A 26,642-nucleotide genomic window follows, 5' to 3' on the forward strand; every position below is an offset into this window, starting at 1 on the left:
TTATGAAACTAGGCACAAAATGTATCATGTCAATCAGCCTTCTTGTAATATTGGTACTGGGTACCAGCTTTACATGGGTCATAAAAAAACGTAACTATCTATTAAAAGAAGGAATTATTAACCAAGCAGAAATTCTCGTTAAACAAATAGAAATCACCTACAATTATTTTTCAGAGCCTCAGGGTGATGTCAGTCCAGATAGTATGAAAGTTAAGGCTGATTTTAACCATTTGCACCATTCGGCAACTGGTATGGAATTTTATAATCGTATCAGTGAAAGCACACCTTATACTGTTAAACTTAAAACCCTGAAACACAACAACTCAGATAAAACTCTAGATGGTTTTGAAACGGCTGTCTTAAAAAAAATGCAAGATCAAAAATTACGAGGCGCATTTTATGATGAAACGTTGAGTTCAAGAGATGAGAAATTATTTCGTTATATCGCTCCACTATATGTAGAGGAAGCCTGCCTCAGTTGTCACGGAGAACCATCGGGTAGAGCATTCAGCACCGAACGTAGAATGGCAATATACAAGACAGGTGATTTGTGGGGGATAATAAGTGTTATGGCACCTTTAAAACCCATTCATGCAAGCCTGAAAGCAAACGCAATAATACTTATCTGTGTTGCATCAGTTTCAATAGTTGTAATTGTTTTCATTACTCACCTATTGATCAAAGCTTTGATTACAAAACCTATATCAAAGATGTCTCGTGTGATGGCTTCTATTGCTAATGGCGATCTTGACAAAAGGATAAGCATCTCTTCACGAGACGAAATAGGAATGTTAGTTACCTCAATAAATAAAATGACAGAAGATCTACAGAAGACTACCGTGTCTAAGGCCTATGTGGATGGCATTATTGAAAGTATGATAGATACGCTTGTAGTAATAGACCGAAATGGTAAAATAAAAACCGTAAATAAATCAACACTGGATCTCTTAGGTTATGAACAAACTGATTTAATTGGTAACGATATAAATATGATCCTGAATGATAAAGACAATCCCATTGCGAACCGGAGCTGGAGTGATATTTGGAAGGGAGATGTATTAAAGGATTCTGATATTAGCTATCGTACTCAGAAAAGCGAAGAGATACCTATGAACTTCTATGGGCGTATAATGCGTAATAGTGATGGGGAAGTGGCTAATATTGTTGGTGTCGCCAGAGACATGAGACAGACAAAAAAACTCATAAGTGAATTATCAGACTTTAAAGAGGCAACTTTGTACATGCTGGGTGATCTTGAAAAAGCTCGTATAGAGCTGGAAAAAGAAGAGAAAAAACTGGATATGATAGTAACCGGGGTTGGAGCTTACTTGTGCCTCATAGATAGAGAAATGAAGATAACGTGGGGTAACAAACCATTCGAGCTGCAGTTTGGAATAGTAAATGATTTACAAAAAGATGCCTGTAATAAAATTTTTGGGTGCGGTAATGTCCCTCCGGAGGACTGCACTACAAAACGTGTATTTAAAAGTGGTAAGATAGAAGAGACAAAAAGATTGGTAGTTGACCGAGATAATGAAAAGAAATATTATCATTTTCTCGGCTCACCGATTAAAGACGATCAAGGCAATATCACACATGTACTTGAGTTGGTTCAGGATATTACCAAAATGTGGCAGATGGAACATCAGAAGGAGATTATTTACAACATCAATAGAATTATTACTTCTGGTCTTATGTCAGATGTGTTTACGTCCATAAGTAATGAACTCAAACGCATTATTGAGTTTGATAGGATTAGTATCTCCCTTCTCGATGAAAAAACAGAAAAGTTTGAAGTTGTGGCAGTAGATAAATCGTATGACTCCACAGCAATAAATGAAGGTGATTGGTTTCCTAGGGAAGGGAGTTTATTAGATCAGGTAACTTTTACCGGAAGCCCGTTTATTGTGAAGGATACTTCAAGGAGTACTTTCTGGTCAGATCATTTGTTACTGAAAGAAGGGGTAAAATCCCGGCTTGGTTTTCCACTTGAATATAAAGGCGTCATTATCGGAACTATTAACCTTGCAAGCTTAAAAGAAAACAATTTCTCTGAAAATCATTTCACAATATTAGAGCAGATTGCCATGCAACTAGCTATTGCCATAGAAAATGCCAGATTATTCGCAAAAACAATAGAATCAGAAAAAAGATATAAAGATCTTTATGACAATGCTCCGGACATATATATAACAAACGACGAAAATGGAATTATTAACAATTGTAATAAAACAGGCGCAGAGATTCTAATGTACAATACAGACGAATTAATTGGAAGGCACATCTTCGAATTTCAAACGGAGAAAAACAGGAATGTAATGGAGAAATTGTTGCCCAAACGTTTAAACGGACAGCTCGTAAAAGGATTAGAACTGCAACTGGTAAAAAAGGATGGAAGCGTTATTGATGTCAGCTTGAACGATAATCATGTTTGTGACGATAGCGGTAAGATAATAGCTATCCAGTCAGCTTATCGGGATATAACCGCAAAAAAAAGTCTGGAATCACAACTTTTAGAAGCGGAAAAATTAGCATCGACAGGAAGAGTGGTTGCGAGTGTTGCGCACGAGATCAATAACCCACTGGAAGGTATCGTTAATTACCTGCAATTGCTCCTGGAAAGAATGGAGGATAAAGATGAGAAAAGGAGATATGTTCAGCTTGTCATGGATGGTATTTACAGGATAGCAGGCATTGTAAGGCGTCTATTAGACTCGAATCTGAATATTTTAGAAGAAGAAGGAGATCACAATATTAATATTAACATACAAAATGTCTTAACTTTATTACAAAGTAAGCTTTCTCAACATAAGATAACGGTAAAACAGTCTTTTGATAAAAAAGCACCCAATATGAGATGCCATCCAAACCGATTAGAACAGGTATTTACAAACCTTATACTCAATGCTGCTGATTCAATGCAAAATGGCGGGATTATCAATATAACAACTCAAGTTAATGATAATGAACTACTAATCGAATTTACTGATAATGGTTGTGGAATACCTGAAAAAGATTTAACAAATATCTTTGAGCCATTTTTTAGCACAAAAAAAGGGGTTGGTACCGGTCTGGGCTTATGGATATGCTACAATATTATAACTGAACATTCTGGGAGGATCAGCGTTAGAAGCAAACTTAATGTTAAGACAACTTTTCAGATTTCATTGCCTTACAAAAAATAGGCTGATTGCTTGTGCCATGAGTCAGAGTTCCCGTTATTATTTGTATTGTATATTAAATGATCTGTCATCACCATGTTGCAAGAAAGCAATTGCCTTTACGTCTTTATATTCACTGTCATCGGCAATATATTCAAGGTTTTGAGTAACCTGGGCAAGATCAACAATCGTATCAAAAAGCCATCTTTCGTATGGCAGAGATACAAGCGCTAACAGTTCAGAGGCGACAGTTTGTGATATTTCGCCGTCTCTCCAACGCCTGGCAATGACACTTATTTCCTTATAGAGATTCTCTTGAGCAGGAAACCTGCAATACTGATATCTCTTATTATCTATAATTTTGTCTATTGTAATATCAGGTTCGGAATAAACGGATTGTTCAAAATCTACAATTTTTATGTTTTCCTTTATATTTTCCATGACAAGCTCCTTTTTAAAATGTAATTAAAACGAATTCTAAAAGATAACTAAGTATATGTTAAGTAGCAATAAACATGCCAGTTGACAATTGCTCACACAACATATTTTCGTATATGATGTTATGGTTATTATATATTTTAAATAACTTTTTGATGATGGTTTAAATTTGACAATTTTGCGGGGAATTTCAAAGAAAATGGCAGAAATAAGCCTTTTTGTTAATTTTATGTGGGGTAACTAACCAATGATGAATAATATAAAGCAGATATTGGTAGTTGAGGATGATGAATATGTTCTTGGTAGTATTAAAAGTGTTCTGGATGGTGAAGGGTATAAGGTCAAAACGGCATCAAATGGTTTGGATGCGCTCAATCTCTATAGAAAAGCACCATATGCTTTGGTTGTTTCTGACCTTAAAATGCCACAAATGGATGGATTTGAATTATTAAAGCAACTAAAGAATGAGTACCCGGATGTATCTTTGATTATGATGACGGCATATGGCAGTGTTAGAACTGCCGTTGAAGCGATGAAGATAGGTGCATATGATTATCTCACTAAACCCGTTTCTGCTGAAGAGTTAAGGCTAGTTGTCAAACGTGTATTTGAAAAACAGAAATTAATTATAGAAAACAAGTTATTACGCAAGGAACTCGAAGAGAGGTTTGGTTTTGGCAATATAATTGGGAAGTCACACAGAATTCAGCAAGTTTATGATATAGTCACTCAGGTGGCAGATACAGATGCTACCGTCTTAATAACTGGAGAAACTGGTACAGGGAAAGAGCTTGTAGCACATGCAATTCATCAGAATAGTAACAGAAAGAACTCGCCTTTTGTTATTATGAATTGTAGCGCCTTACCAGAAACATTACTGGAGACTGAGCTCTTTGGACATGAAGAAGGGGCTTTTACAGGTGCGATAAAGCAAAGGACAGGTAAATTTGAACATGCTGATAAAGGGACTGTTTTTTTTGATGAAATGAGTAATCTGCCCCTTTCTATGCAAGCGAAACTTCTCAGGTTATTACAGGAGAAGTCGTTCGAAAGAATTGGTGGAAACCATACTATTAATGTTGATGTAAGGATCATTGCCGCTACAAATAAAGATCTAAAAAAATTATCAGAAGAAGGGAGTTTTAGAAATGATTTATATTACCGTTTAAATGTTGTTCCAATACAATTGCCTCCATTACGAGAGAGGAGAGAGGATATCCCTTTACTCGTATCACATTTTATCGAAAAATATAATAAATCATTTAAGAAAGATATTAAATCTATTTCACCGAATGCCCTTACTATTTTAATGTCTTACTACTGGCCAGGTAATGTCAGGGAACTTGAAAACCTGGTTGAGCGAGCGGTAATCATGATGAAAGGTGATATAATAAATGAGGTAGATCTATTAATTCCCACAAATAAGCAACAGGAAGAAGGATTAAAAGGACTTTATGATGGTAGAATCACAGATAGTAGTTTAGAAGAGTTCTTATCACATTGCGAGGAAACATATATAACCAAACTTTTAAAACGATATAAAGGACGTATCGACTCATCTGCGAAAATATCTGGTATCGACTCAAAAACCCTTTACCGCAAAATGAAGAAATACGATATTAACAAAGATAGCTTCAAAGATTAATTATTTTGCTGATTGATGAGAAGATTCAAAGCGAAGCTCCGCCCGCGCCCGTCCGCCTGCAAACATGTAATAGTCTGGTAGGTGGTCGTTCCTCCCTCAGAATGAGATACGGTATGAAGAACCTGATAAAATACTCTTTTAAGTAGCATCGAAACACCTTAACACAGCACATATTTATATTTCAAAAGAACAGAACTACAGCATTTAGTGCATAAATGCCTGAAACTGTCACTCTTGCCAGATTTCTTATAAGGCGTTATGCTTTGTATGCTTAGATTTTATTTACATTAAACCGTCTCCTCTTTAGGGCGTTATTACCCGAATTACACATTTTTGAATTTTGTTGGTAAGGCATTTTTTTATACAAATTAAGTCTAATGTTGAAGGCTACTTAGGAAGATCCTAAGCAGCCTTTTTTCTTTAATTTTGATAGTGGTACCTCTCTTGCTCTACTACAGCACATCAAAGAGCATAACATTTCTAATTCTAAATTTATTTCAGGAAGGGAGTAAACCGTGAAGAGAGTAACCGCATTTATAAAGCCAATGGCATTGGAAATTTTAGAAGACTATTTTGGGAAGATAGGTTATCCAGTATTAAAGATGTGCATAAATGATGACACTCAGGTTGCTAATAGGACTCTTTTTTGGCGTGACGAAGAGTACCTCGTTGATTTGATAAAAAATGTCAAGATAGAAGTTATTTTAGATGAAAATGTCGTAGAAGAAGCAGTGCAGAATATTAGTAAGCATTTATATAAAGAAGATTGTAATGATTGTCAATATGAATATGCGTTACGATTAAAATCAAGTATGGTAAGAGATAATATTATAACAAAAGATGGTAGATGGGTATCGTTGCCACAAAGACAGGAACAACTTATTCAGGAGCAGGGACCTGTCGCACAGCAACAAGAAGTTTTGGAAATTATGGATGTCTGAGTTTAATTTTTTTTAATAACAAATATTATTTGGGAGAGAAGAAAATGGAAAAAATAGAAGCTGTCATTCGCCCGCAACGATTTATGGCTGTCAGTTCCATGTTATATGAAATAGGAATAATTAGTATGAATATTAGTGAGATCAGAGGGCATGGAAATGAAATTGGTGCGCTACAGATGTGGAGAGGAAGAGAATATAAGGTTGATATGCATGAAAAGATAAAAATTGAGATTGTCGTCTCTGAAGTAGATGTTGAGTCAGTAGTGAACATAATTCTTAGAGAGGCAAAAACAGGAGCAACTGGGGATGGAAGAATATTTATAACACATATAGAGTCTGCTTATAGAATACGTTCAGGTGAGAAGTGGGAAGATGCCGCTAATGCTGCTACAAAAAAACGGGTTGTCAAAATGCCGCCAAAAAAACAAAAAGAAGTTTCAGCAATGGTTAAATATTCTGAGACAGAAGGTGTTTTTTGAAGCGTTACTTTCATCAAAGCTAATCAATAATTGTCAATCATTCAGCAAAATAAGAATTATAAAAGGAGGTTTTAATGCAAAAAATATTTAGAATAAGAACGGGATCTCTTGGTTTACTCATGTTATGCGTTACGTCAATGCTTTTTCTCTGGACAAGTTGCGCACTGGCTGGCGATCCCAATGGAGCGTTTACATTTACTAAAAGTCTGGAAGGGTTGACTACTTCAGGCAATTTTGTATGGATACTGATGGCGGCTTTTCTCATTCTTTTTATGCAGGCTGGATTTATGTTGCTGGGTGGTCTTGTTCGATCTAAGAACATGCTCAGCTATATGACCCATTGCTTCATGGCTACAACTGCAGGTGCCTTTATTTTCTGGCTCTTCGGTTTTGCACTTATGTTTGGAGGCTCTCATCTGGCACCTGGTCTTGTAAAAGGTAATTCCTTTATTGGTTACGGAGGTTTTCTACTTTTAGGTGAAACATATGACGTAAAAACAATTCTGCTCTTTATTTTCATGGCGGTTGTTGCAACTTTTATCGGTAGTATTATAGCTGGTGCTGTGGCAGAAAGGATTAAATTTTCTGCATTTTTAATTTCATGCTTTTTGGTATATGCGTTTGTTTATTCATTTTATGGCCACTGGATTTGGGGAGAAGGCTGGCTGGCAGAGTTGGAATTGGGAGTCGGAGTCAAGGACTTTGCAGGATCGGGAGTAGTTCACGCAATTGGGGGTATCTGTGCTTTTATGGGTGCATGGGCATTAGGCCCAAGAATCGGAAAATTTAATCCTGACGGTTCTTCCAATCACATACCAGGACATAACATCGCCTATGTGCTTATTGGCACGATTATTTTAGCTTTTGGATGGCTTGCTTATGACGCAGGCAGTACCCTTGCTATCTCAGAGTTAAGGTCGTCAATCATTGCAGCCAATACATTTCTCGCTGGTATTTCTGGAGCCATCATTGTCGTCTTGTATACATACATAAAAAATAAAAAAGCGGATATAGCAGAAGCCTGTAATGGCGCATTAGGAGGGTTTGTAGCTGTTTCTGCATCATGCGCGTACGTTGCACCATGGGCAGCCGTTATAATAGGACTGAGTGGTGGTCTATTAATGTGTGCTACTGTGTGGTTGGTTGAACAGAAATTTAAAGTGGATGATCCCCTTGGTGCAGTATCTGTTCATGGTGCTAATGGGTTATGGGGACTTCTTGCCGTAGGGATCTTTGCTGATGGTTCCTATGCAGGAGTAAGTGGTTTGATCACGGGTTCCGGTGGGCAATTTCTTGCTCAGCTGATTGCCTTTGGTACCGCAATTGTGTGGGCAGGTGTACTTGGTTTTGGCATTTTCTTTGGACTGAAACATACTATTGGTATCAGGGTGTCTAAAACAGAAGAACTTGATGGCCTGGATGTTGTTCTCCATGGTACTCAGTGTTATCCACCGGATGGCAAATATATTGAGGATATTGACACTGTAGTTCGTAAGCATATTCGGTTAGGCGAATTTGTTCAGTAACGAGAATAGTTATTAACTAATTGGTTGCTGGCTACAAACATTTACTAAAATAATATCTTTTTCATTGATATAAAATTCTAAAGTTATGCGGTAGGAAATATTTATTGAAACAGAATGTAGTTTCTTTAATTTTCCTTTTAATTGATGCAGTCTTAAGGAAGGATGTTCAGGATTAATTTCCAATATTTTTAGCGTTTTTTCGTATTGAGAAACGATATCTGGATGTTTCTTTAAATATTTTTTTGCTCTTTTTATATAACTATCTGTGTAAATGAGTTTATATTTCATTTGTTACTCGTTTTATGTGATTTTCAACCGTTTCAGTAACAAATTTACCTGCTTGATAATCAGCTTCTGTTTCATGCAAAGCAGCATCAAGTTCGCATTCACGAAGGTAGTTATAATGTTGCATATCCATAACTACAAATTTTTCTTTACCGCGAACAGTGATAACTAATTCATTGTCGCTATCAAGATTACTTTCAATTGCGGATATGCCTTTTGTTTTTAATTGATTCGCTGTTATAGTATTCATAATAACTCCTTAAAAAGTATATTTATTAGCACTTTATATAGTGCGATAATATTATTAATAGGTTCTATAATCAAGTAAATAATTTTACAAACACATTCAGATCGAATTCACTCGTTGCAAGCTCCTCCTGAATCGGCTGATGTCGGCGTAAGAGTTAAATATAATTGATACTCGATAATGAATTATTGGTTAACTACTCACTGGCCACCAAGAATTGGAGATGATCCATCAAGTATTGGGTTAGGAGTGTGGATATCCGAACGTTGTAAAGAAGTAGGAAAAGATTTTAATATTGGAGACCTGCATCATTTTGATCCAGACGGTTATGCATCAGACTTATTCCTCTTCGCCTGGATTGCTATTGTCTCTAGAAGCCTTCTTTGATTTGTTGATATCGTTGGTCCTTCAACATCAAGAGCGGCATAGGGGATATCGTTTTTGTTTGCTAATGGACGAACTATTGCATGAGCGTTCATGGCGGGTTGACAGTTAAAGCAGCCAAGGTTTATTAAAGCATCATATACTCCGGTTTTAATAGAGCAGATATATCTTCCTGTTGTAACCGGAGTTTCACTGAATGCGTTATAAGAAATATGTTTATTGCCCTCCTGTATAATATCAAGAAATGGTATATGCACATCAAACATGAGATTTGATGTTAACATTATTTTACGAAGCCGTTTCATTTCTTTTTCAATGAAAGCCATTGTTATTCTGTTTTGTAATGCATTAAAAGCGTTTTTTCTATTTCCGTTAAATAGTGAAGTCAGAGCTCCTTTCGCTATTGATGTAAAACTGAACTGCTCCTTTAGATCGCTTACACCTCTCTGTAAGCTGAAGTTAAGGACCGGTTTCGAGAAGAGCCAGAGAATTCCCTCTGTAAAATCAACAACTTTTGGTATGACTCCCTGTTCCAGAAAAAATTCACTTACCGGGTAGTGAACAAATAATAAGTTGAGCCCACCGATTATCAGTACTTTGGGCATTTCCTCCAACGAAATTTTACGCGGTATTTCAGCCATCTTTATTGCCCACTCTTTTAAGGCAGGGATAAAGTGCTTATTGCTTTTTATATATTCAACTAAACGATCTGTCTCTTTATCAAACACGCTTAGTGCTGACTCTTTATTTTGTGCGACACATATAAGTGCGTTCTTTGCTTCTTCAAGAAAATGTCCTAAAATAATTGCACGGATTATTTCTATTGAATGCATTCTCTTAAGACCAAGGTTCTTATTCTCGGGTAGCCATTGAGTAGAAAACATGAAGTTTTTCAGATTGAGCTTCTTGACAAAAACTTCGCCTATTGCAGGCCATGAACCGTACTGGCAGGGCCCCTCCATATTCAGATTGACACATAACGTTATTTCATCCTCACGCCTGTTTTCATATAAGTCTTTCAAGACGAAACCGGTGATCGCGATAAAGGGGAAGCATTCACGACCTGAACACATCTTTTTACCATACTGTATAATTTCAGCACTTGTTTTGTCATTGATTCTACAATTAACACCATACCTGTTAAAGATACCTTTCATCATAAGTTTTGAGTAATGGTTGAAATCGTAAGTAATAACATGTGTTATTCGAGGATCATTCAATTTAATCCGTTTATTATCACTATCAATAATGTGCTGATAATTCTCTGTAAAACGGGCCTGTTTAAATTCTAAATCATTAATTGTGTCTGTGTTCTGTTCTCTTGATTTCAATCTTCTTTTCTTACGTCGTTGAGCATTGATAATATCAAAAAAAGCGCTTAATCGAGTTTCAAAACCAGCATAAGCAGTGTGTGAATCTATCTCTAAATAACAGAAGGTATGTCCCTGAAGCTCATCTCGAAAATAATGATACATACATGCGTCCGGGCCACATGAAAAGCAGGAAATAAAACATAAGTAAAAATCAGCATTATTTTTAGCATAAGCTATTGCATTGTCAATCTGTCTTGTATGATGCCATACATCTCTTTCAGGATATTCACCATCAAATTGTGGGACCATATCGGCGGGTACAACATGATAACCCATGCTGGCAATTTTGCGTGGAAGGGCAAAGTTAACTTCAGAAGAGCAGGTGACATAAGGTCTTCCCGCGAGGATAATTGTAGGTTTGTTTTTCAACTTTTCAAACTCTGCCTTGCTTCGCTTTTGATACTGCTTCATGTACTCGTTATAGTGAGAAAGTGCTTTCTGCCCGGCGTCCTTTATAATATCTTTTTCCAAACCTAATAGAGGACTCAATTTTTCCAATTCAATAGATGTAATTCTGTTATAATCATTTGAAAACCAGATACTGGGGGATAAAACCTTGTCATCTAGATCCGGAAAGGCTTTGCGTATAATATCAGGAATTGCGGATGTAGATGGGCATGTATAGGAATAAGAATCCTTGCCCAGCTCAATCACTCGTGGCATAAGGATATAATCAACGTTGCGGTCAATAAGATCATAGACCGCTCCATGGTATATCTCGCATGGATAACAGATAGGTGATCTGGTTTTCTTTTTACCTTCCTTTGAAGGGTTTGATAAGATTATGTTATACCCCAGTTCATTGATCAGTTTTGTAAAATAAGGAAAGAGATTATAAGCAGTGAGTGCCATGGGAAGGCCGATTGTACCACGTGCATTTTTTATGGTGTGCGGGCCGAACTCCTTAAACATCATCTCATTCCAGACTGCAACCAGGTCACGACCTTCCTTAATTGTATTATCTTTATGACGCACTTTCTCGTATTTGGAACAGAGTCCCCCAAAGGGATATATTTTTCCACCGGTCTCTATTCTCTTGATTTCACAATTGTTTTCACAGGACTTGCATCGGAAAGATTCTTTTTCGTTGATCTTGTTTTTTATTATATCCTCAAGTTTATAATGTTCTTCTTTTGCATCTCCATCTCTTAATAGATCTCTTGCCATCAGGGCACTTCCAACACTTCCCATGAGTTCCGGATGAGGTGGTACGACCACCTTTTGCTGTACACGAGAGGCTATTGCCAATGCAACAGATCTGTTCAGGGCAACTCCTCCCATAAACATAAGGTTGTTTCCAATATGCCTGGGTCCGACAATTCGAGAGATATAATTGTCAGCTATTGAGTATACAAGGCCGGCAATAACATCTTCCTGGTCTGCTTCCTGCTGAAGAGCATTTCGTATATCAGTATTGATAAAAGCGGCACATCTTTCACCAAATGATATGGGTTGGGTACTCTTACGGGCAACGTTACTGATATTCTCCATCTCAATACCCATATCTATAGATGCTGATTCTTCAATAAAACTACCCGTACCGGCCGAACAGCCTTCGTTCATTGCATAATCAACCGGGTTTCCGTTTAAAAAGGAGATGAACTTCGAATCCTGTCCACCAATTTCAAATACGGTTTCTACATCAGGGAGCTCTTCGGATGCTGCTCTTGCATGGGCTAATATTTCGTTAAAACTGAAGCAATTGTCAAGATAAACAGATACGATTTCTCTTCCGGACCCTGTTACTGCTGTCTGAATAATTCTGATAGATTTATTACCGCGCTGTTTAATAAGTTCGAGAAGACAGTTTTTTGTCGCCTGAACGGGATTTCCAAGGGTCCTTAAATAGCAGCTTGCCGCGACAACACCATCGTCAATAGGTAACAATACTGCCTTCGTTGTTGTTGAGCCTGCATCTACTCCAAGGATGTACGATTCATTATCAATTATCGTTTGTTTATTACTTTCAGTCCGAACCCGGTAATCTAAAAATTGTTCTGCTTCACTAAGCGGTGTTATCTTTTCAAATTCAGTCATAGATTCTTTGAACCATTTTTCAAACGTCAGGCCGGTTGTATTTTCAGGAAGTTCTGACGCAAAAAGAGATGCTCCAAAAGCCTCTATATAGGGACTTTCCGGTAGTACAATTATATTTGAATTGACAAAAAGTCCGCGTAGTTTCTCAATAAATGGTTCATTCAATGCAACCTGTCCGCAAATTACGATCAAATCCGTAGACCACTGAGATAATTCTACCATTCGGTAAACTTTAGCGGCCAGATCGTGTATAAGGGTATGGGTTATATCTCCGACACTGCACTCTTTCTGATTCAGTTTATGCGTTACATCAGATTTACAATGAACAGAACATCGTGTTGCAATAGGTACACAATTACCTTTTTTACTCTCTTCAAGCCCCTCTGAAAGAGAGAGACCTATTCTTTTAAACTGCTGAACAATAAATTCACCGGTACCTGAAGCACATTTTGAACTTGAGAGTATGTCCTTTATTTTTCCATCCTTCATAGGATACGCATTAAACGTTTCCCCTCCAAGTGAAAGTACCATATCTGGATTGAGGTTATGAAACAACATGGATTTTTCAATACATTCTGTTTCTGAAAAATAGGGAAGGTTGGTAAGTGACCTGGATGCCTGTCCGGTTGCAGCTATTCTGGAATTATGTGAACATTTATGCCGATCCAGTATTCTTTGTATGGTTTCTCTGGGTTTTCCTTCATGTCTTTCTACGATAGAGATCGTTTTTCCATTATGAATTCTACGGACCCATTTTACTGATACAGTACCTATTTCCAGCCCTTCAAAATATGGTACTGATTCACCATTTCTCTTATCTTTTTTGTGGTACATAGACAGAATTATTTTTTTCGTAAATAGAAAAACATTAAAATAATGAGAAGAAAAATCCACCAGAGTTCTTTTCCGGACGTGATTATCTGTAATAAAAACTCGTTACCTTGTCCTCGTCCCAGGTAGAACAGACCAAAAATAATTGTAGAGACAAATATGGAGACGGCCAGCTTATTAAGTCCTTTTTGAATTCCGGTAAGCTGCTTGATTAAACTGGTCTCCTCTATTTCAACTTTAAGCTTTCCTTCTTTTATTTTGTCTACTATATCCTGAAAGTTTGCAGGATATTTCGAAATGAGCTGTTTATAGTCAAGTAATGACTTTTGCATATCCTGGACAACAGATTCAGATAAAAATTGAGATTGAATCAGCTTTTTCAGCTTAGGTCCCCAATCCTTCCTCCAGTCAAAATCCACACCTACATATCGAAAAGTTCCATCCCAGAAGCAGATCGTTCTAAAGAGCAGAACAAATGACGTGGGTAACGTTATCTTGTGTTGATATTGAATGTGATTAATAATTTCCAGCAGATTTCCTACTGATATGTCATTTGATGAAGGTTGATAGTGAATTTCATCAATAAAGTCAATGCAGTCATTGCGGAATTCGATTTCATCAATCGGGGCCAAAGGTGTTCCCATTTTCAAAAAAGTTTCAGCGAACATATCTATGTCACGATAGATTGCAGCATAGTACCATTTCAAGAGAGCATTAACTGTTACTTTGTCGAGGCTTTCTGTCATTCCAAAATCTACGATTGCAAACTCACTCTCTTCCATAATGAGTACATTGCCAGGGTGAGGATCAGACTGAAAAAAACCATACTCGAAAATTGACCTGAACACACAATCGTTCAGACGTTCTCCCAGCAGATTACGATCACCCTTGTAGTTTTGAATGTATTCTTTTTGTGTAAGCTTTACTCCCTCTATGTACTGCATGACAATAAGATGTTTTGTTGTATATTCCCAGTAGATTTTTGGAATGTGTACCCATGGCATTTTAGATAATACTCTTTCCATACGATCCTGACGTTTTGATTCGTGTATAAAATCGAGCTCCTCCATTAGTGTATTCTTGAATGACGACAGAAGCTCATCAAAACGATGCAGGGCAAGATGAGGTGTTTTGCGCACCGCCCATCTGGCCATGGTTTTTAAAATATCTATATCAACGGATATAAGCTTTTTAAGTTCAGGGCGCTGAACTTTGACGGCAACAATCTCTCCCGTTTTGAGTACGCCGCAGTGGACTTGAGCTATTGAAGCGGATGATATTGGCTGTTGACTGAATTGAGAAAAAATTTCATTAATCGATTTCCCCGTCTCCTGTTCAATCGTCTGTTTTATCGTTTTAAAAGGGACTTCGGGAAGTCTGTCCTGCAGTTTTTCCAGCTCTTTTAATATTTCAGGTGAGACAAAATCAGGTCTGACACTTAACCATTGCCCGAATTTAATAAAAGTTGTTCCTAACTCTTCAAAAATTCTGCGTATTAAAACGGCAAAATCTTCCTGTTTCGTTATTCTGTTTGAGGAATCGAGCAGTCTGGATACCAGCGTAACAGGGCTAATGACTGATATGCTTTTAGAGATTGATATAACCTGATATTTAACAAGAATAGTTGCTATTGTTCTAAGACGGTTGATTTTCCTGATCTGTCTGGGGATGTTGAGAATCATGAATGCTGGTAACTTTCTATTCTAATTTGGTCTAATTGGTATTATTTAACAGTGCTCATTAAATATCTTTTTCCTGAAAGCCATACTTCCAGACCCTTTTTCGTCTGAAAAATACATATCGACTTTTTTGCTCGTGTTCTGGTATCAATACCTTCGCTTCCAACAGTAGGATGCGGTATCTGATCAATTGGTTTTTGCTGTTCTAAGTCTCCAGTAACAGGACTTCTTTTGTAAGCTAATCTTTTATTCAGTGCTTCACCAAGTTGTGTAAGGTTATTCAGGAATTTAGAGTAGATTATACTTTTAGGAACAAACTTTCCTGTTTCCAGCATTACTGAAATCTTAAGGATTATTCCTGCTCCGTCAGTGGCTGGCATAAATGTCCAATTGCCTTCATAACGTTTAAACCAACCCTTAATCTGCCTGAATTTAATACTATTCTCAGTGGTTAAATCAAATTCAATCGTCGATTTTATCGTAATATGTGATTCTCTGGATACAACATCTAAAACACTTAGACTCCCCTCTTTTTTGACTACGTTAACGCTTTGTACCCCAGGCCACCATTGTGACCACTCTTCAAAAGTGAGTAATTCCTGGAGTGTATTTTCTTTTGATACATTGATTTTTATGTATTTGTGTATATTCACTTATTCGACTTTTTTGTATAAATATTTCGAACCAAGAAACCAGACAGCAAATCCTTCAGCTTGGAAAGCTTCTTTAATATCGGCGTCCAGACCTGATAGTGGTTGAAAATCCTGTGTAAAAGTAGAGGGTTGAGAAAACATCTGCGATAGCATATCCAGCCTGCGTTGAAAGATAAGGTTTGACATCTTTGTGTTAGGCTTATAATGCATTGCTCCTGATATTGTTGTTCCATTTCCTTCCGGTGAATCAATAATATTCCAACTACCATAAAGACCGTTAAAGTGTTTGCCCGTTTCTTCAAATATTCCAATCTGTTTAAATGTTATCGAAGTTGGTCTTGAACAAACAAATTCAAGTTGATACTTTTCCTCCATTAGCTCAGGAGAGCAAAAATCTGCAACGAAAATATCTCCTTCCTGAGCGATAACAGATGCATCTTGAATATCCGGCATCCACTCGACGTAACCATTGAAATCGTAAAGAACATTAAAAACCTGTTCCTTTGTTGTATTATTGATGTTTACACTTGATCTCATTTTGAGAAACTCACCTGTTTTTCGTGATAACCCGGGAACTTGCGGTGGTTAATTGAGTTGGTTGTAATATAAAAATGTTGTATTGAATAACGCGAACAGGACGTAGGCTTACAGTTTGAAAATAGAAGTCAAAGAATCCATAAAATCCCAAAATGAATCGAACAGTTTCTGATTTTTTCCGCTCATGTTTTCTTTTAAACTCGTAGTTGCCGAACTTACTATTTCCTCACTTTTACTGATCCTCTCTTTCATCGGGCCTTTCCCTATCGCCAGACGAAACATTTCCTGAACACCCAGTAAATGAATTGTTGAAAATGACATAAGGGATGCGGCAGATAATTGCATGATAGATGAAAACAGATCATCTTCTTTTTCGTCAGGAACGTCTTCTGTGACTGTCTCCTTTCCTTCTTTAAATGAATCCTCTGTTTTTTGTGTTAATTCATGAGGCTTATGATTTTCAACTTCAGGCTCATTATTATTTCCGGTGTTACCATATGATGTACTGTTAATGGTATAACTTTGATCTGAATTTGTGGTCTGTGATAAATCAACAACCATCCTGGAGGATTTTTGTAAGCGTTTTACAATAATAGGAACAATCCCCCATAGAATTTCCGGTTCACGTTTTACAAGGCCATTAAAACTGTCTCGTGTCAAAAGAAGATATTCGCAATCATCTAGAGCCTTGACATTTGCAGACCTGGGCTGTTCATCTACAAGAGACATTTCGCCGACACACTCATTTGCTTTTATAATAGCCAACCGCACATTTGCAGTATGTCGCTCTTCATAAACCTCCATCTGGCCGGAAGTAATTATAAACATTCCAAGACCGATACTCCCTTTTTTGATGATAATTTCACCTTTTGAGCAGGTGCGGCGAATAAGAAGGGACGATAACACCTTTATCTGTTTTTTATTCAGCCGTTGAAAGATGTCTAAACTCTTTACTACTATTTCAATAGCTTCTCCACTGCCACTGTCAGGTTCCGGTGAACTGAATTCCTCAGGAACATTCTGCTGAAGTTTGCCCCTTTTTTTTTTGAAATATTGTTTTAATTGCATTTGCTAAATGTGTTTACTGCAAATATCATGTCCTGGTAGAATCAGAACATGCATTCCGCCCAGACTAAAGAATTCTACGGTAAATGGGTTATGCCTCCTTATATTTTTCATTGAATTTATCAACAACCTTTTCTGTTTTATCAATAGACTTGTCTAACGTTTCAAAAAAGGCATCGACCATGTTCTTCGGTAAATCCTTCAGTCTGTCTTGCAGTTTATCTGACTTGCTTGAGTCGTCTTTTTTGGACATTTCGTCAACAAAGGTACGGGCCATGTCAGCAGTTACTGATAATGATTCAAGTCCTGCAAAAATAAATCCATGGGAAAGCTTTCTCGCTTCTTCAGGTATTTTCTCCAGTATGTCTTTCTTAGAATGTTCTTCTTCACATTTCTGACTTTTCTGTTTTGTATCTTTTTCATCAACCATGACTTTTCTCCTGAAAAAATTAAAATTATACTAGTGTTAAATTATCATTCCAGATGGAATGTATTTATTTGTTTAATGCTGTTTTCTGTCGGAGAATGATTTAGAACGGCCTTTATACTAAAACAATATAATGTTATTAATAAAATAGTAACACTTTATTACTCTAAGGTTAAATTGATTAAACTTTGTACCTGCTTTGCTTCGGTAAAGTAAATAGGCATAAATTGATACATAGGTGTATAGTACAAAAGAAGACGTTAAATGCAATCATATTTTGTGTTAATTTTCTATCATTTTATCTGATGATCTCCTTTATAACAGGTAATGATGGAGGCAATATTGAGGGTTTTAAGAAGTTGGTAGACTTTACTAATGAAAATAATATAGCCTTTTGGCTTTTATGGTCATGAAAGAAATAGTGTTATAATCTGTTCTTATTCCCATGGAAACTGACCTTTTTCAACAAAGGCTTTGATTTTCTCCATGTTATCATGCTTGCATAATAATTCTGTGATTTGATTGACCGCGTCCTTCTTCACCTGCTCATTTATTATCCACATCCTTTTGAAATATTCTTTCAGATCAACAACTGTTTCTGCCTTTATCCTGTTAACTCTCAGTAAAAACAATCGTACAGATTCATCAGGCGTATTGGTTAATTCATCGATTAAGCCTGATGAATAGGCCTTTTCCGCATTAATATTTTGTGTGGTTAATGTCATTAAATATGCCTTCTGGAAACCAGTTCGGCGGATGAGAAAAGGGATAACGCAGGCAGGCAAAAGTCCGAACAGGGTCTCTGATAAACTGAAAGAAGCTCTTTCGGTTGCAATGGCATAATCACTTGCTGCTACGAAACCAATGCCTCCTGCGGTAGCCTTTCCGTCTATTATTGAAACAATAATTTTACAAGTTCGGGTAAATCTCTCTAGAAGACTAAAATAAGAACTGGCATACTTTTCTACTTCATCTCTATTGTTGTGGTCTATCTTTACAACCTCATCAAAATCCATTCCCGTACAGAAAACCTGATTATTGCCCTTCAGGATAACCAGGCGAACATCGGGATTGAGTTCAACATTATCAAACAGTAAATTTATCTCATTCAGGAGCAGTATATTTATACTGTTATTATGTTCAGACCTGTCAATAGTAACGGTAACACATCCTGCAGTTTCTTCAATCCCTAAAGTTTTAAAATGATATCCACTCATGTTAACAATATGAAAATATTAGCGATTTAAACACTTTTGATTTTTTACCAATATGCTGCTATTAATACCACCAAATCCAAATGAATTTGAAAGTGCGTAATTAATCTTTACATCAGTCAGCACCTTTTTCCCCACAAAATTAACCTGGCGGTCAATAGGGTCGTCTAAATTTATATCAGGATGGTAAAATCCTTCCTTCATCTGTATAAGTGTGGCAATTAATTCAACAACACCTGCAGAATAGATACAATGCCCAATCAGGGATTTGGTAGAATTAATATGGATAGATTTCACACACTCCTTAAAAACATGCTTTATTGCATCCAATTCGGTTATGTCTCCTAATGGAGATGAAGTTCCATGGGTATTAATATAATCAATCTCTTTGGTTGTAATGCCTGTTTCCTGCAATACAGACTGCATAACTTTTATTTCTCCTTCTATACTTGGGTTTGTAAGATGATTACCGTCCAAACCGGAAGCAGCACTTACAATCTCTCCCCTTATTTGAACATCTCTACTCAAGGCACTTTCCATGGATTCTAAAACAACACACCCACTTCCCTGTCCAAATACAAAACCATCATGCTTCTTGTCAAATGGACGTGAGGCTTTTTCCGGTTGGTCGTTAAAAGTTTGACCGGTCATGGCTCCTAAAATAGAAAATGCCTTCAGCTCTAACTCTGAGAAATCAGCTAAAGCTCCTACACAGAGACATGCCTTTACCGTTCCTGCTTGGATTAGTTGATATGCATTGTATAAACCCAGATTACCACTTGCTGAAGCTCCTCCAACCGAATATCCTATGCCCTTAATATTCAGAATCTCACTGATAGCTCCAATTATATTTGTATCCAAGAAAGAGATGGCATATTTTGGATTTATATATTCAGGTTCTTTTAAGAATTTATCGTAGTTATCAATAATATACTTCTGTGATATATTATTGCCGGAGACAATGATGCCAATGGAACTACTATCTAATAGAGAATGGATTAATTCAGCATCTAAATAAGCTTGAATAGCTGCACAACTACTGATTTGAGTAGAAAGGTTAGAATTGTTACAGACTTTTCGCGATATAGTATATATGCTTTGCGAAATCTCTTCCAGGCTGTTCAAATAGTCAATATAAGAAAAATCTTTTATTTCTGCGCCTATCTTTACAGGACATGTATCGGTAGGAATAGTAAGCAGAGTACTGATACCGCTCTTGCCTGATCTTAAACTTTCAGTAAAATCTTCAACATTATGGCCAACACTATTTATTACGCCATAACCGGTTATAACAACCCTACCCATTTATTTAGCTATTAATGTGTTTATAAAAAATGTTGACTAAATTATTGATATTCTGTGCATGTCCTAAATCAACGCTGTGTAAATTTATGGTAATATTAACGAATGACTAAAATTAATTCAAATACAAAACATCAATACATGGCCGATCGCCTACCTTTTTTTAAAGGGAGAAGTGCATTGACATATTTTGAGTAAAATAGAACAATCAAGGTGCCTTTCTGATTTTGTTGCTGGACATAGTCTGGGTGAATATAACAGTAGAAGTATCAGGTAATTAGTTACAGTACTCTAACCAAAAACGTCACGAATTATTTCAACTGTAATTTTTGATCATCCTATCGCTATTGTTGTTGTTGACTCTTATTTTTCAGATGGTCTTTTATCTTTTCAATCTCTTTTAACGTTATCAACTTTCTGTGTTCCATGGTATCGTACATAGAGTCGGCTATCTCTGACCACTCTTCAGGGGTATAGTCGTAGTCGTCAGTGTCAGGTAGTGGATGGCAGGCAGTGCATATAAATCTGTAAAGGTAATGACCGAACAGGTACTCATCTTTATTTTTTAGCTCCTCTTTGGTTAATTCCTTTTTCAGATGGTCTTTTATCTTTTCAATCTCTTTTAACGTTATCAACTTTCTGTGTTCCATAGTATCATACATAGATTCGGCTATCTCTGACCACTCTTCAGGGGTATAGTCGTAGTCATCTGTGTCCGGCAGCGGGTGGCAGGTAGTACATATAAACCTGTAAAGGTACTGACCGAACAGGTCCTCTTCTTCCTTATATAACTCCTCTTTCACCAGCATCTCCTTTGCCAGTTTCTCCTTTGCCAGTTTCTCCTTTGCCAGCTTCTCTTTCGCCAGCTTCTCCTTCGCCAGCATCTCCTTTGCCAGCATCTCCTTTGCCAGTTTCTCCTTTGCCAGTTTCTCCTTTGCCAGTTTCTCTTTCGTCAGCTTCTCCTTTGCCAGTTTCTCCTTTGCCAGCTTCTCTTTCGCCAGCTTCTCTTTCGCCAGCTTCTCCTTCGCCAGTTTCTCTTTCGTCAGCTTCTCCTTCGCCAGTTTCTCTTTCGTCAGCTTCTCCTTCGCCAACTTCTCCTTCGCCAGTTTCTCCTTCGCTAACGTCTCTTTCTCCAACTCTTCTTTTGCTAACTTCTCATTCACCAACTCCTCCTTTTGGATATCCTTTGTTACCGTTGTTGTACAGCCTGAAATAATCTGCTGAGTAAGAAGCAAAAAAACTATCAAAATGGTATAAACATTAGAACTTTTTTTCATATTTGAATCTCCTTTTTATAATCAATAATAATACCTGTTTTGTATATAACAAAAGAAATGGGGGGAATGTATGCATTTAACATACTTAAGAAGGTAATGTAGTGTTCGCTTATAAGTATGTCTTCTCTATCAATGAAGTCAATACGTAGTCACTGTAACAATAATTGTCTGTAGGCCATGGTACTCCACCAAATCTATAACTTATGATATTTTTTGAGAGACAGATATTCTCATTTGCCAGTGGATAAATTTCATTGTTTAACAGTGTATGTCCTGACTCTTTTCCGTTACTATAAATTTATCTAATATGTCAGTAATCTTTTAACTCAGTTGTGGTCTGAAAAAGTTCTTGATATTTATTTTTCACTCAAAGTCTTAGTTATAATTTCCAAGGCTAACTTGGAATCAAAAACCAGACGACCCTCAAGAACTGGTTCCTCAGCTTTTCCATCAAGCGCGTTTTGCGCGCATAGTAGAGCCTCGTTTGACTGTTTTATGTTTTCCGAGCGTCGTATTAAGTGGTCGTATATCTTCCATCTGGACCATCGTCTTTCATCACAACTGGTGAACAAATTGTCAGCTACAAAATAGATAAGTTTACCTTCTCCTAAGAGCTCCTGCTTTCCTTGTTCAAATACATTCAGGGAGGCGGTGCTCAGGTCAATCAGCACAGCCACTTCTCCTCTCTGTACGAAATAATCACCCGTGGTAGTATCCCACAAGGTATTATTCGTAGTCATGGAATTGTCCTCGTTTTCGAATTGGGAGTTTATAAAATAAATAAGACAAGTCCATATTAATCCTCTACATCTAATCAATTATTTTTTTTACATAATTTAAGTTTACTCAGTTTTTATTTAATTAGTCAAGACATATAAATAAATAATTTGCATGTCTGGGTCAAGTTGGTTTTGCAAGTATAAATATTTATATATAAGCTCAAAAAATCCTGTATAATAAGCGTTAAGGCTTTACTGGAATAAAATTATAACCTTTTGTGTGAGGAGAAAAAATGGTATCTAAAATTGTTTTTAAACAGAATGATTTTCATGGTGATATTTCATCAAAGGAATTTACGGCAGATATACTAGTCGAAGGGATGCATATTAAAGGTGAACCTCTTGTAACACTTAATAATAATGACGGCTTACCAGGTGTAAAAGATATTTACGCTAGATGGGGAGAACCTGCTGGAAAAGATGAAAAAGCAGAGATAGTGTCACTGACTGTAAGATTTGATGATGAAATAGCGGAACAAGGAAAGCTCAAAGGTTCGCTTTCAGTTAATCTTTATGTAGAGGGTGCTACAAGTTACGTAATGAATTGGAAATCGTAAAACATTTATTTTGAATTGTATATTATTGCAGGCTGTCTGAGGAACAAGTATTCTCAGGCAGCCTTTCGAAAGACTGAGAAAATCTAAGAGGAGTGTATTAATGGATATATATAAATACGCAATGCAAATGGAGTTAGATGGTAAACATTTTTACCATGATTTGTCTAAGAAAACAAATAATACGGGTATTAAGAGTATACTGACTATGATGGCCGAATCTGAGGCCAAACACTATAATGTAATCTTGAGTATGCAAAAAAATGATAAAACACAATATTCGGCGGATACTGAAGTATTAACAAAGGTAAAAAATATTTTCATGACAATGAAAGAAGAAAAGAAAATTGATATTGATAATTCACAAGTAGAAATTTATAAAAAGGCTTTGGACGTTGAGATAAATAGCGAAAAATTTTATCAGGAAAGGGCAGACGCTGAGAAAGACACTTATAGAAAGGAACTATTTTTAACGTTAGCAAACGAAGAAAAAAATCATTGTGTTATACTGAAAAACTTAGTTAATCTTACGGAAGCACCGGATAATTTGTGGTAAATCGATAAAAAATATTACTTTGATTGCCAGATACAAAGTTATTAAATAGTGGTATCGATCCATTTGAAGAACCGAGGCAGATTATGATTATAAAAACTGAAAACAGGAATTTGAAATGTCAAAAAATCTGAATGCAATACAAATAGCAGATAAAGTATATTGGGTAGGCGCAATTGACTGGGGCGTTAGAAACATCCACGGCTACACTACTGACAGGGGAACAACATATAATGCATATCTGGTTATGGACGACAAGATAACTCTCTTTGACACAGTAAAGAAAGAGTTTGAGGATGAATTTCTATCAAGAATTGCATCAATAGTGAATCCGGAAAAAATAGACTATATCATATCTAATCACTCAGAACCTGATCACAGTGAAGTGCTTCCGGAGATCATAAAAGCGGTAAAACCGGAAAAGGTATTTGCATCAGTAATGGGCAAAAAGGCCTTAAACGCCATTTACCATGACCTCAACATGGAAATAACCGCAGTAAAGGATGGTGAAGAGTTGGGCCTTGGTAGCAAAACGGTGAAATTCATGGAAACAAGAATGCTCCACTGGCCAGACAGCATGTTCAGCTACCTTGTCGAAGACAAAGTATTACTTACACAAGATGCATTTGGAATGCACCTTGCCTCATCTGAAAGATTCGGGGAAGAGCTCCCGTGGGGAGTTCTGAAAACACATGTATCAGGATACTATGCAAATATTATCACGCCATATTCAAGTCATGTAGCAAAACTATTTGAAAAAATAGATACATCTGGACTAGAGGTAAGTATAGTCGCACCAGACCATGGGCCAGTCTGGAGAAATATGGACAATTTCAGAAAAGTACTCTCTCTCTACAAGAAGTGGTCTGCAAGGAAACTTGATGAGAAAATAGTAATCGTATACGATACTATGTGGGGAAGCACAGAGAAAATGGCAAACCATATTGAAGACGGGGCCAGGTCTTCAGATGTCTCTGTTGAAATGATGCCGCTTTACTCCTTTGAAAGGAGCATGATAGCATTGGAAATGCTTGATGCGTCTGCTGTTATTGTAGGAGCACCGACTTTGAACAACAACATCTTTCCATCGCTGGCAGATGTCCTGACATATATCAAGGGGCTTAAGTTTAAAACACCATACGGAGCAGTTTTTGGCTCTTATGGTTGGAGCGGTGAAGGGAACAATCTTCTCAGGGAGTATCTGGTCTCCATTGGCGTAGAAATAGTCGATGAGATAAAATCAAAATACGTTCCAGATGATAAAGTAAAAGAAGAATGCTTTTTACTTGGGCAGGCAGTCGCTAATAAAGTAAAAGAATTTATTAAAAACCAATAGGAGTAATTTCATGAATAAGTACGTATGTGATGTATGCGGATATGTATACGACCCGGAAATAGGAGATCCGGACAATGGTGTTAGTCCAGGAACCACTTTTGAAGATATTCCAGATGACTGGATATGCCCAACTTGTGCTGCTGGATCAGAAAGCTTTTCTCCTGCTTCTTGAAGTGTTTGAAATTTTGAATGATTACACAGGGTTTCAGGATAGTGAGTAGTACGTCCACAATTTTTACAGTAGAAATTAGAATCTTTCACCAATGTGGGTAGTAAATGGGGATAATGCAAAAAAATATTTTTATATAAGAAATTATAAACAGTGTAAGCTGCTTATTTATTGGTACTTATACAAAATAAAAAAACCAGGGAAAAGATGTGTGGTTTTTGTCTCTTGACAATAGAGAAATCTTAATGTTTAATTACGGTAATATTTTATTTAGTTTATGTGTGTCATAGCGATTCCTGGATTGTATAATTTCACTTGATTGAGATTAAAAGGGATTGAATATGGAAATAATTTTGGCTTAATTTATTGTTGGGGAAGGGAGGGTAATTAGGATGAAATTAAAAAACATTATGCTTTTCATGGGTATGTTGGCGCTGGTAGCAGTGACAAGTAAGCAGGTCAACGCTTCTGTAATCTTTGAGGTAGAGCCTAACGACACCTTGGCTGCAGCACAGAACATCGATCCACACTTCTCAATAGGGCCAAATCCCAATGTAATTTTTTCTGATGTTGTTCCATGGGTTAGTATCGTAGCACCAGCAAACAACGATACATTTGATTACTATAGTTTCTCCGTAAACAACGGAGGAGACGTTGGTATATTTGATGTAGACTTCGGAGTCGGAGGAGTAGGAAGTATCGACACTACGATAGCTTTATGGGACTCACTTGGTAACGTCCTGCCTTTTGGTTTCAATGACGATTCAAATGCAGCGTTAGGAGCAGCCGGTTCCGTTTCCGATTTAGATCCGTTTCTTCCCTATGTATTCCAAAACCCCGGCCTGTACATAGTCGGCGTAGCTGGGTCCCCGAGTACAGCAGTACAAGGTGGATGGGATCTGGCTGGAACAACACTTCCGAGCTTAAGTACATATGTAATTAGCGTATCCTTAGAGAATGGTAACCAGCAGGGTAGCCAGCAACCAATACCTGAACCGACAACTATAGCTTTACTAAGCATAGGCCTAATGGGACTTACAGTTGCAGGGGCAAGACGTAAATGGAGGAAAAACTGTTGAACAGTTAATAAAGGCAGGTAATTATTTGCTAAAGGTTGTTTTGCCTTCATCATCTGAAAAGGAATGTGCTTGAGATATAGACATTTCTTTTTGCTTCCATGTTTCTCATTTTGCTTGTTCACCATATATACATTGCCTGGCATATAAATAAAACCGTCATTCTCTTACTACTATAATGTTATCAGGTTTCTTAAGATATAAATTACCAATTAGTGGATAGAGGGAACATACGAAAGATATTTTTGACTTACCCAACAATGATCTGTAGTATTATATGAAGGTGCCGAAAATTTCCTGTTGGAATAAAGGACTTTCAGTACAGAGCAGTTAAATAAAAAACCTCCTGTATATTGCATGTTGGAATGTAAGAAGATTTGCGATATAAACCAGAAGGAGGAAAAATCGTAGGGTGCGTTTTACACACCAGAAACATGCCAGCATAATCAAGAATTTGTTTAATAGATAACACCATTGCCATATCCAACGTTGTTAGCGGTGCATGGAATGCACCCTACTTGTCTGCCCACCAGAAACATTCTGCATCCGGTAACAAAAATCGTAGGGTGCGTTTTACGCACCAGAAACATGCCAGCATAATCAAGTATTTGTTTAATAGATAACTCCATTACCATAACCAACGTTGTTAGCGGTGCATGGAATGCACCCTACTT

General features: G+C 37.0%; 24 protein-coding genes. 11 read left to right on the forward strand and 13 right to left on the reverse strand.

Features of this window, described 5'->3' with window-relative positions:
* Positions 1 to 2 precede the first annotated feature (2 nt).
* Positions 3 to 3,185 carry a PAS domain S-box protein gene (locus SCALIN_RS00430; RefSeq protein ID WP_096892293.1) on the forward strand — a complete coding sequence of 1,061 codons (3,183 nt, stop codon included), beginning with the start codon at positions 3 to 5 and terminating at the stop codon, positions 3,183 to 3,185.
* Positions 3,186 to 3,221: 36 nt separating this feature from the next.
* Here the strand turns inward: SCALIN_RS00430 and SCALIN_RS00435 are convergent, their stop codons facing one another.
* Complete coding sequence (locus SCALIN_RS00435) at positions 3,222 to 3,602, reverse strand: hypothetical protein (RefSeq protein ID WP_096892294.1); 381 nt, start codon at positions 3,600 to 3,602, stop codon at positions 3,222 to 3,224.
* A gap of 244 nt (positions 3,603 to 3,846) precedes the next feature.
* Here SCALIN_RS00435 and SCALIN_RS00440 point away from each other — a divergent pair, with 244 nt between their 5' ends.
* The 4 genes from SCALIN_RS00440 to SCALIN_RS00455 all read left to right on the forward strand — a co-directional run bounded on the left by SCALIN_RS00440 (position 3,847) and on the right by SCALIN_RS00455 (position 8,190).
* Positions 3,847 to 5,244, forward strand: a complete 1,398-nt coding sequence (locus SCALIN_RS00440) for a sigma-54-dependent transcriptional regulator (RefSeq protein WP_230406528.1) — start codon at positions 3,847 to 3,849, stop codon at positions 5,242 to 5,244.
* A 515-nt stretch (positions 5,245 to 5,759) separates the two neighbouring features.
* Positions 5,760 to 6,185 carry a P-II family nitrogen regulator gene (locus SCALIN_RS00445; RefSeq protein ID WP_096892295.1) on the forward strand — a complete coding sequence of 142 codons (426 nt, stop codon included), beginning with the start codon at positions 5,760 to 5,762 and terminating at the stop codon, positions 6,183 to 6,185.
* A 44-nt stretch (positions 6,186 to 6,229) separates the two neighbouring features.
* Positions 6,230 to 6,664: a P-II family nitrogen regulator gene (locus tag SCALIN_RS00450; RefSeq protein ID WP_096892296.1), complete on the forward strand. Its 435-nt coding sequence runs from the start codon at positions 6,230 to 6,232 to the stop codon at positions 6,662 to 6,664.
* Positions 6,665 to 6,738: 74 nt separating this feature from the next.
* Positions 6,739 to 8,190, forward strand: coding sequence for an ammonium transporter (locus SCALIN_RS00455; protein WP_096892297.1), 1,452 nt, complete (start codon positions 6,739 to 6,741; stop codon positions 8,188 to 8,190).
* Between the two features lie 12 nt (positions 8,191 to 8,202).
* Here SCALIN_RS00455 and SCALIN_RS00460 read toward each other — a convergent pair whose 3' ends face one another.
* The 10 genes from SCALIN_RS00460 to SCALIN_RS00505 form a co-directional block, all read right to left on the reverse strand.
* Entirely contained in the window at positions 8,203 to 8,478 is a 276-nt protein-coding gene (locus tag SCALIN_RS00460; RefSeq protein ID WP_096892298.1) for a type II toxin-antitoxin system RelE/ParE family toxin, read from the reverse strand.
* Complete coding sequence (locus SCALIN_RS00465) at positions 8,468 to 8,725, reverse strand: type II toxin-antitoxin system Phd/YefM family antitoxin (RefSeq protein ID WP_096892299.1); 258 nt, start codon at positions 8,723 to 8,725, stop codon at positions 8,468 to 8,470. Before SCALIN_RS00465 ends, SCALIN_RS00460 begins: the two co-directional genes overlap by 11 nt.
* Before the next feature lie 323 nt (positions 8,726 to 9,048).
* Positions 9,049 to 13,350: an acyl-CoA dehydratase activase gene (locus SCALIN_RS00470; protein WP_133111560.1), complete on the reverse strand. Its 4,302-nt coding sequence runs from the start codon at positions 13,348 to 13,350 to the stop codon at positions 9,049 to 9,051.
* A gap of 8 nt (positions 13,351 to 13,358) precedes the next feature.
* Positions 13,359 to 15,029, reverse strand: a complete 1,671-nt coding sequence (locus SCALIN_RS00475) for an ABC1 kinase family protein (protein ID WP_096892301.1) — start codon at positions 15,027 to 15,029, stop codon at positions 13,359 to 13,361.
* Positions 15,030 to 15,070: 41 nt separating this feature from the next.
* A complete protein-coding gene (locus SCALIN_RS00480) occupies positions 15,071 to 15,679 on the reverse strand; it encodes a type II toxin-antitoxin system RatA family toxin (protein WP_096892302.1) in 609 nt (202 codons plus the stop codon).
* The gene (locus SCALIN_RS00485) at positions 15,680 to 16,216 is read right to left on the reverse strand and encodes an SRPBCC family protein (RefSeq protein WP_096892303.1); all 537 of its coding nucleotides are present in this window, start codon (positions 16,214 to 16,216) and stop codon (positions 15,680 to 15,682) included.
* Between the two features lie 108 nt (positions 16,217 to 16,324).
* Positions 16,325 to 17,284 carry a Crp/Fnr family transcriptional regulator gene (locus SCALIN_RS00490; RefSeq protein WP_096892304.1) on the reverse strand — a complete coding sequence of 320 codons (960 nt, stop codon included), beginning with the start codon at positions 17,282 to 17,284 and terminating at the stop codon, positions 16,325 to 16,327.
* Between the two features lie 88 nt (positions 17,285 to 17,372).
* Entirely contained in the window at positions 17,373 to 17,711 is a 339-nt protein-coding gene (locus SCALIN_RS00495) for a hypothetical protein (RefSeq protein ID WP_096892305.1), read from the reverse strand.
* A 434-nt stretch (positions 17,712 to 18,145) separates the two neighbouring features.
* Positions 18,146 to 18,925, reverse strand: coding sequence for an enoyl-CoA hydratase/isomerase (locus SCALIN_RS00500; protein ID WP_096892306.1), 780 nt, complete (start codon positions 18,923 to 18,925; stop codon positions 18,146 to 18,148).
* Positions 18,926 to 18,943: 18 nt separating this feature from the next.
* Complete coding sequence (locus SCALIN_RS00505) at positions 18,944 to 20,227, reverse strand: beta-ketoacyl synthase N-terminal-like domain-containing protein (protein ID WP_096892307.1); 1,284 nt, start codon at positions 20,225 to 20,227, stop codon at positions 18,944 to 18,946.
* Between the two features lie 894 nt (positions 20,228 to 21,121).
* On the opposite strand from SCALIN_RS00505, the gene SCALIN_RS23705 reads away from it, so the two are divergent.
* Positions 21,122 to 21,448, forward strand: a complete 327-nt coding sequence (locus tag SCALIN_RS23705; RefSeq protein WP_420885408.1) for a pentapeptide repeat-containing protein — start codon at positions 21,122 to 21,124, stop codon at positions 21,446 to 21,448.
* 409 nt (positions 21,449 to 21,857) lie between these two features.
* On the opposite strand, the gene SCALIN_RS00515 is transcribed toward SCALIN_RS23705, so the two are convergent.
* Positions 21,858 to 22,241, reverse strand: a complete 384-nt coding sequence (locus SCALIN_RS00515; protein WP_096892309.1) for a hypothetical protein — start codon at positions 22,239 to 22,241, stop codon at positions 21,858 to 21,860.
* 272 nt (positions 22,242 to 22,513) lie between these two features.
* Here SCALIN_RS00515 and SCALIN_RS00520 point away from each other — a divergent pair, with 272 nt between their 5' ends.
* From SCALIN_RS00520 to SCALIN_RS00540, 5 genes are all read left to right on the forward strand, one after another.
* Positions 22,514 to 22,837, forward strand: coding sequence for a hypothetical protein (locus SCALIN_RS00520; protein WP_096892310.1), 324 nt, complete (start codon positions 22,514 to 22,516; stop codon positions 22,835 to 22,837).
* A 100-nt stretch (positions 22,838 to 22,937) separates the two neighbouring features.
* Entirely contained in the window at positions 22,938 to 23,390 is a 453-nt protein-coding gene (locus SCALIN_RS00525) for a ferritin-like domain-containing protein (RefSeq protein WP_096892311.1), read from the forward strand.
* A 115-nt stretch (positions 23,391 to 23,505) separates the two neighbouring features.
* Entirely contained in the window at positions 23,506 to 24,723 is a 1,218-nt protein-coding gene (locus SCALIN_RS00530) for an FprA family A-type flavoprotein (protein WP_096892312.1), read from the forward strand.
* Between the two features lie 10 nt (positions 24,724 to 24,733).
* Positions 24,734 to 24,895, forward strand: a complete 162-nt coding sequence (gene rd / locus SCALIN_RS00535; RefSeq protein ID WP_096892313.1) for a rubredoxin — start codon at positions 24,734 to 24,736, stop codon at positions 24,893 to 24,895.
* 389 nt (positions 24,896 to 25,284) lie between these two features.
* The gene (locus SCALIN_RS00540; protein ID WP_096892314.1) at positions 25,285 to 25,971 is read left to right on the forward strand and encodes a DVUA0089 family protein; all 687 of its coding nucleotides are present in this window, start codon (positions 25,285 to 25,287) and stop codon (positions 25,969 to 25,971) included.
* Between the two features lie 455 nt (positions 25,972 to 26,426).
* Here SCALIN_RS00540 and SCALIN_RS21870 read toward each other — a convergent pair whose 3' ends face one another.
* A complete protein-coding gene (locus SCALIN_RS21870) occupies positions 26,427 to 26,597 on the reverse strand; it encodes a hypothetical protein (protein ID WP_162532082.1) in 171 nt (56 codons plus the stop codon).
* Positions 26,598 to 26,642: the final 45 nt, after the last annotated feature.

This window comes from Candidatus Scalindua japonica, from assembly GCF_002443295.1.
Taxonomy (GTDB): Bacteria; Planctomycetota; Brocadiia; order Brocadiales; family Scalinduaceae; genus Scalindua; species Scalindua japonica.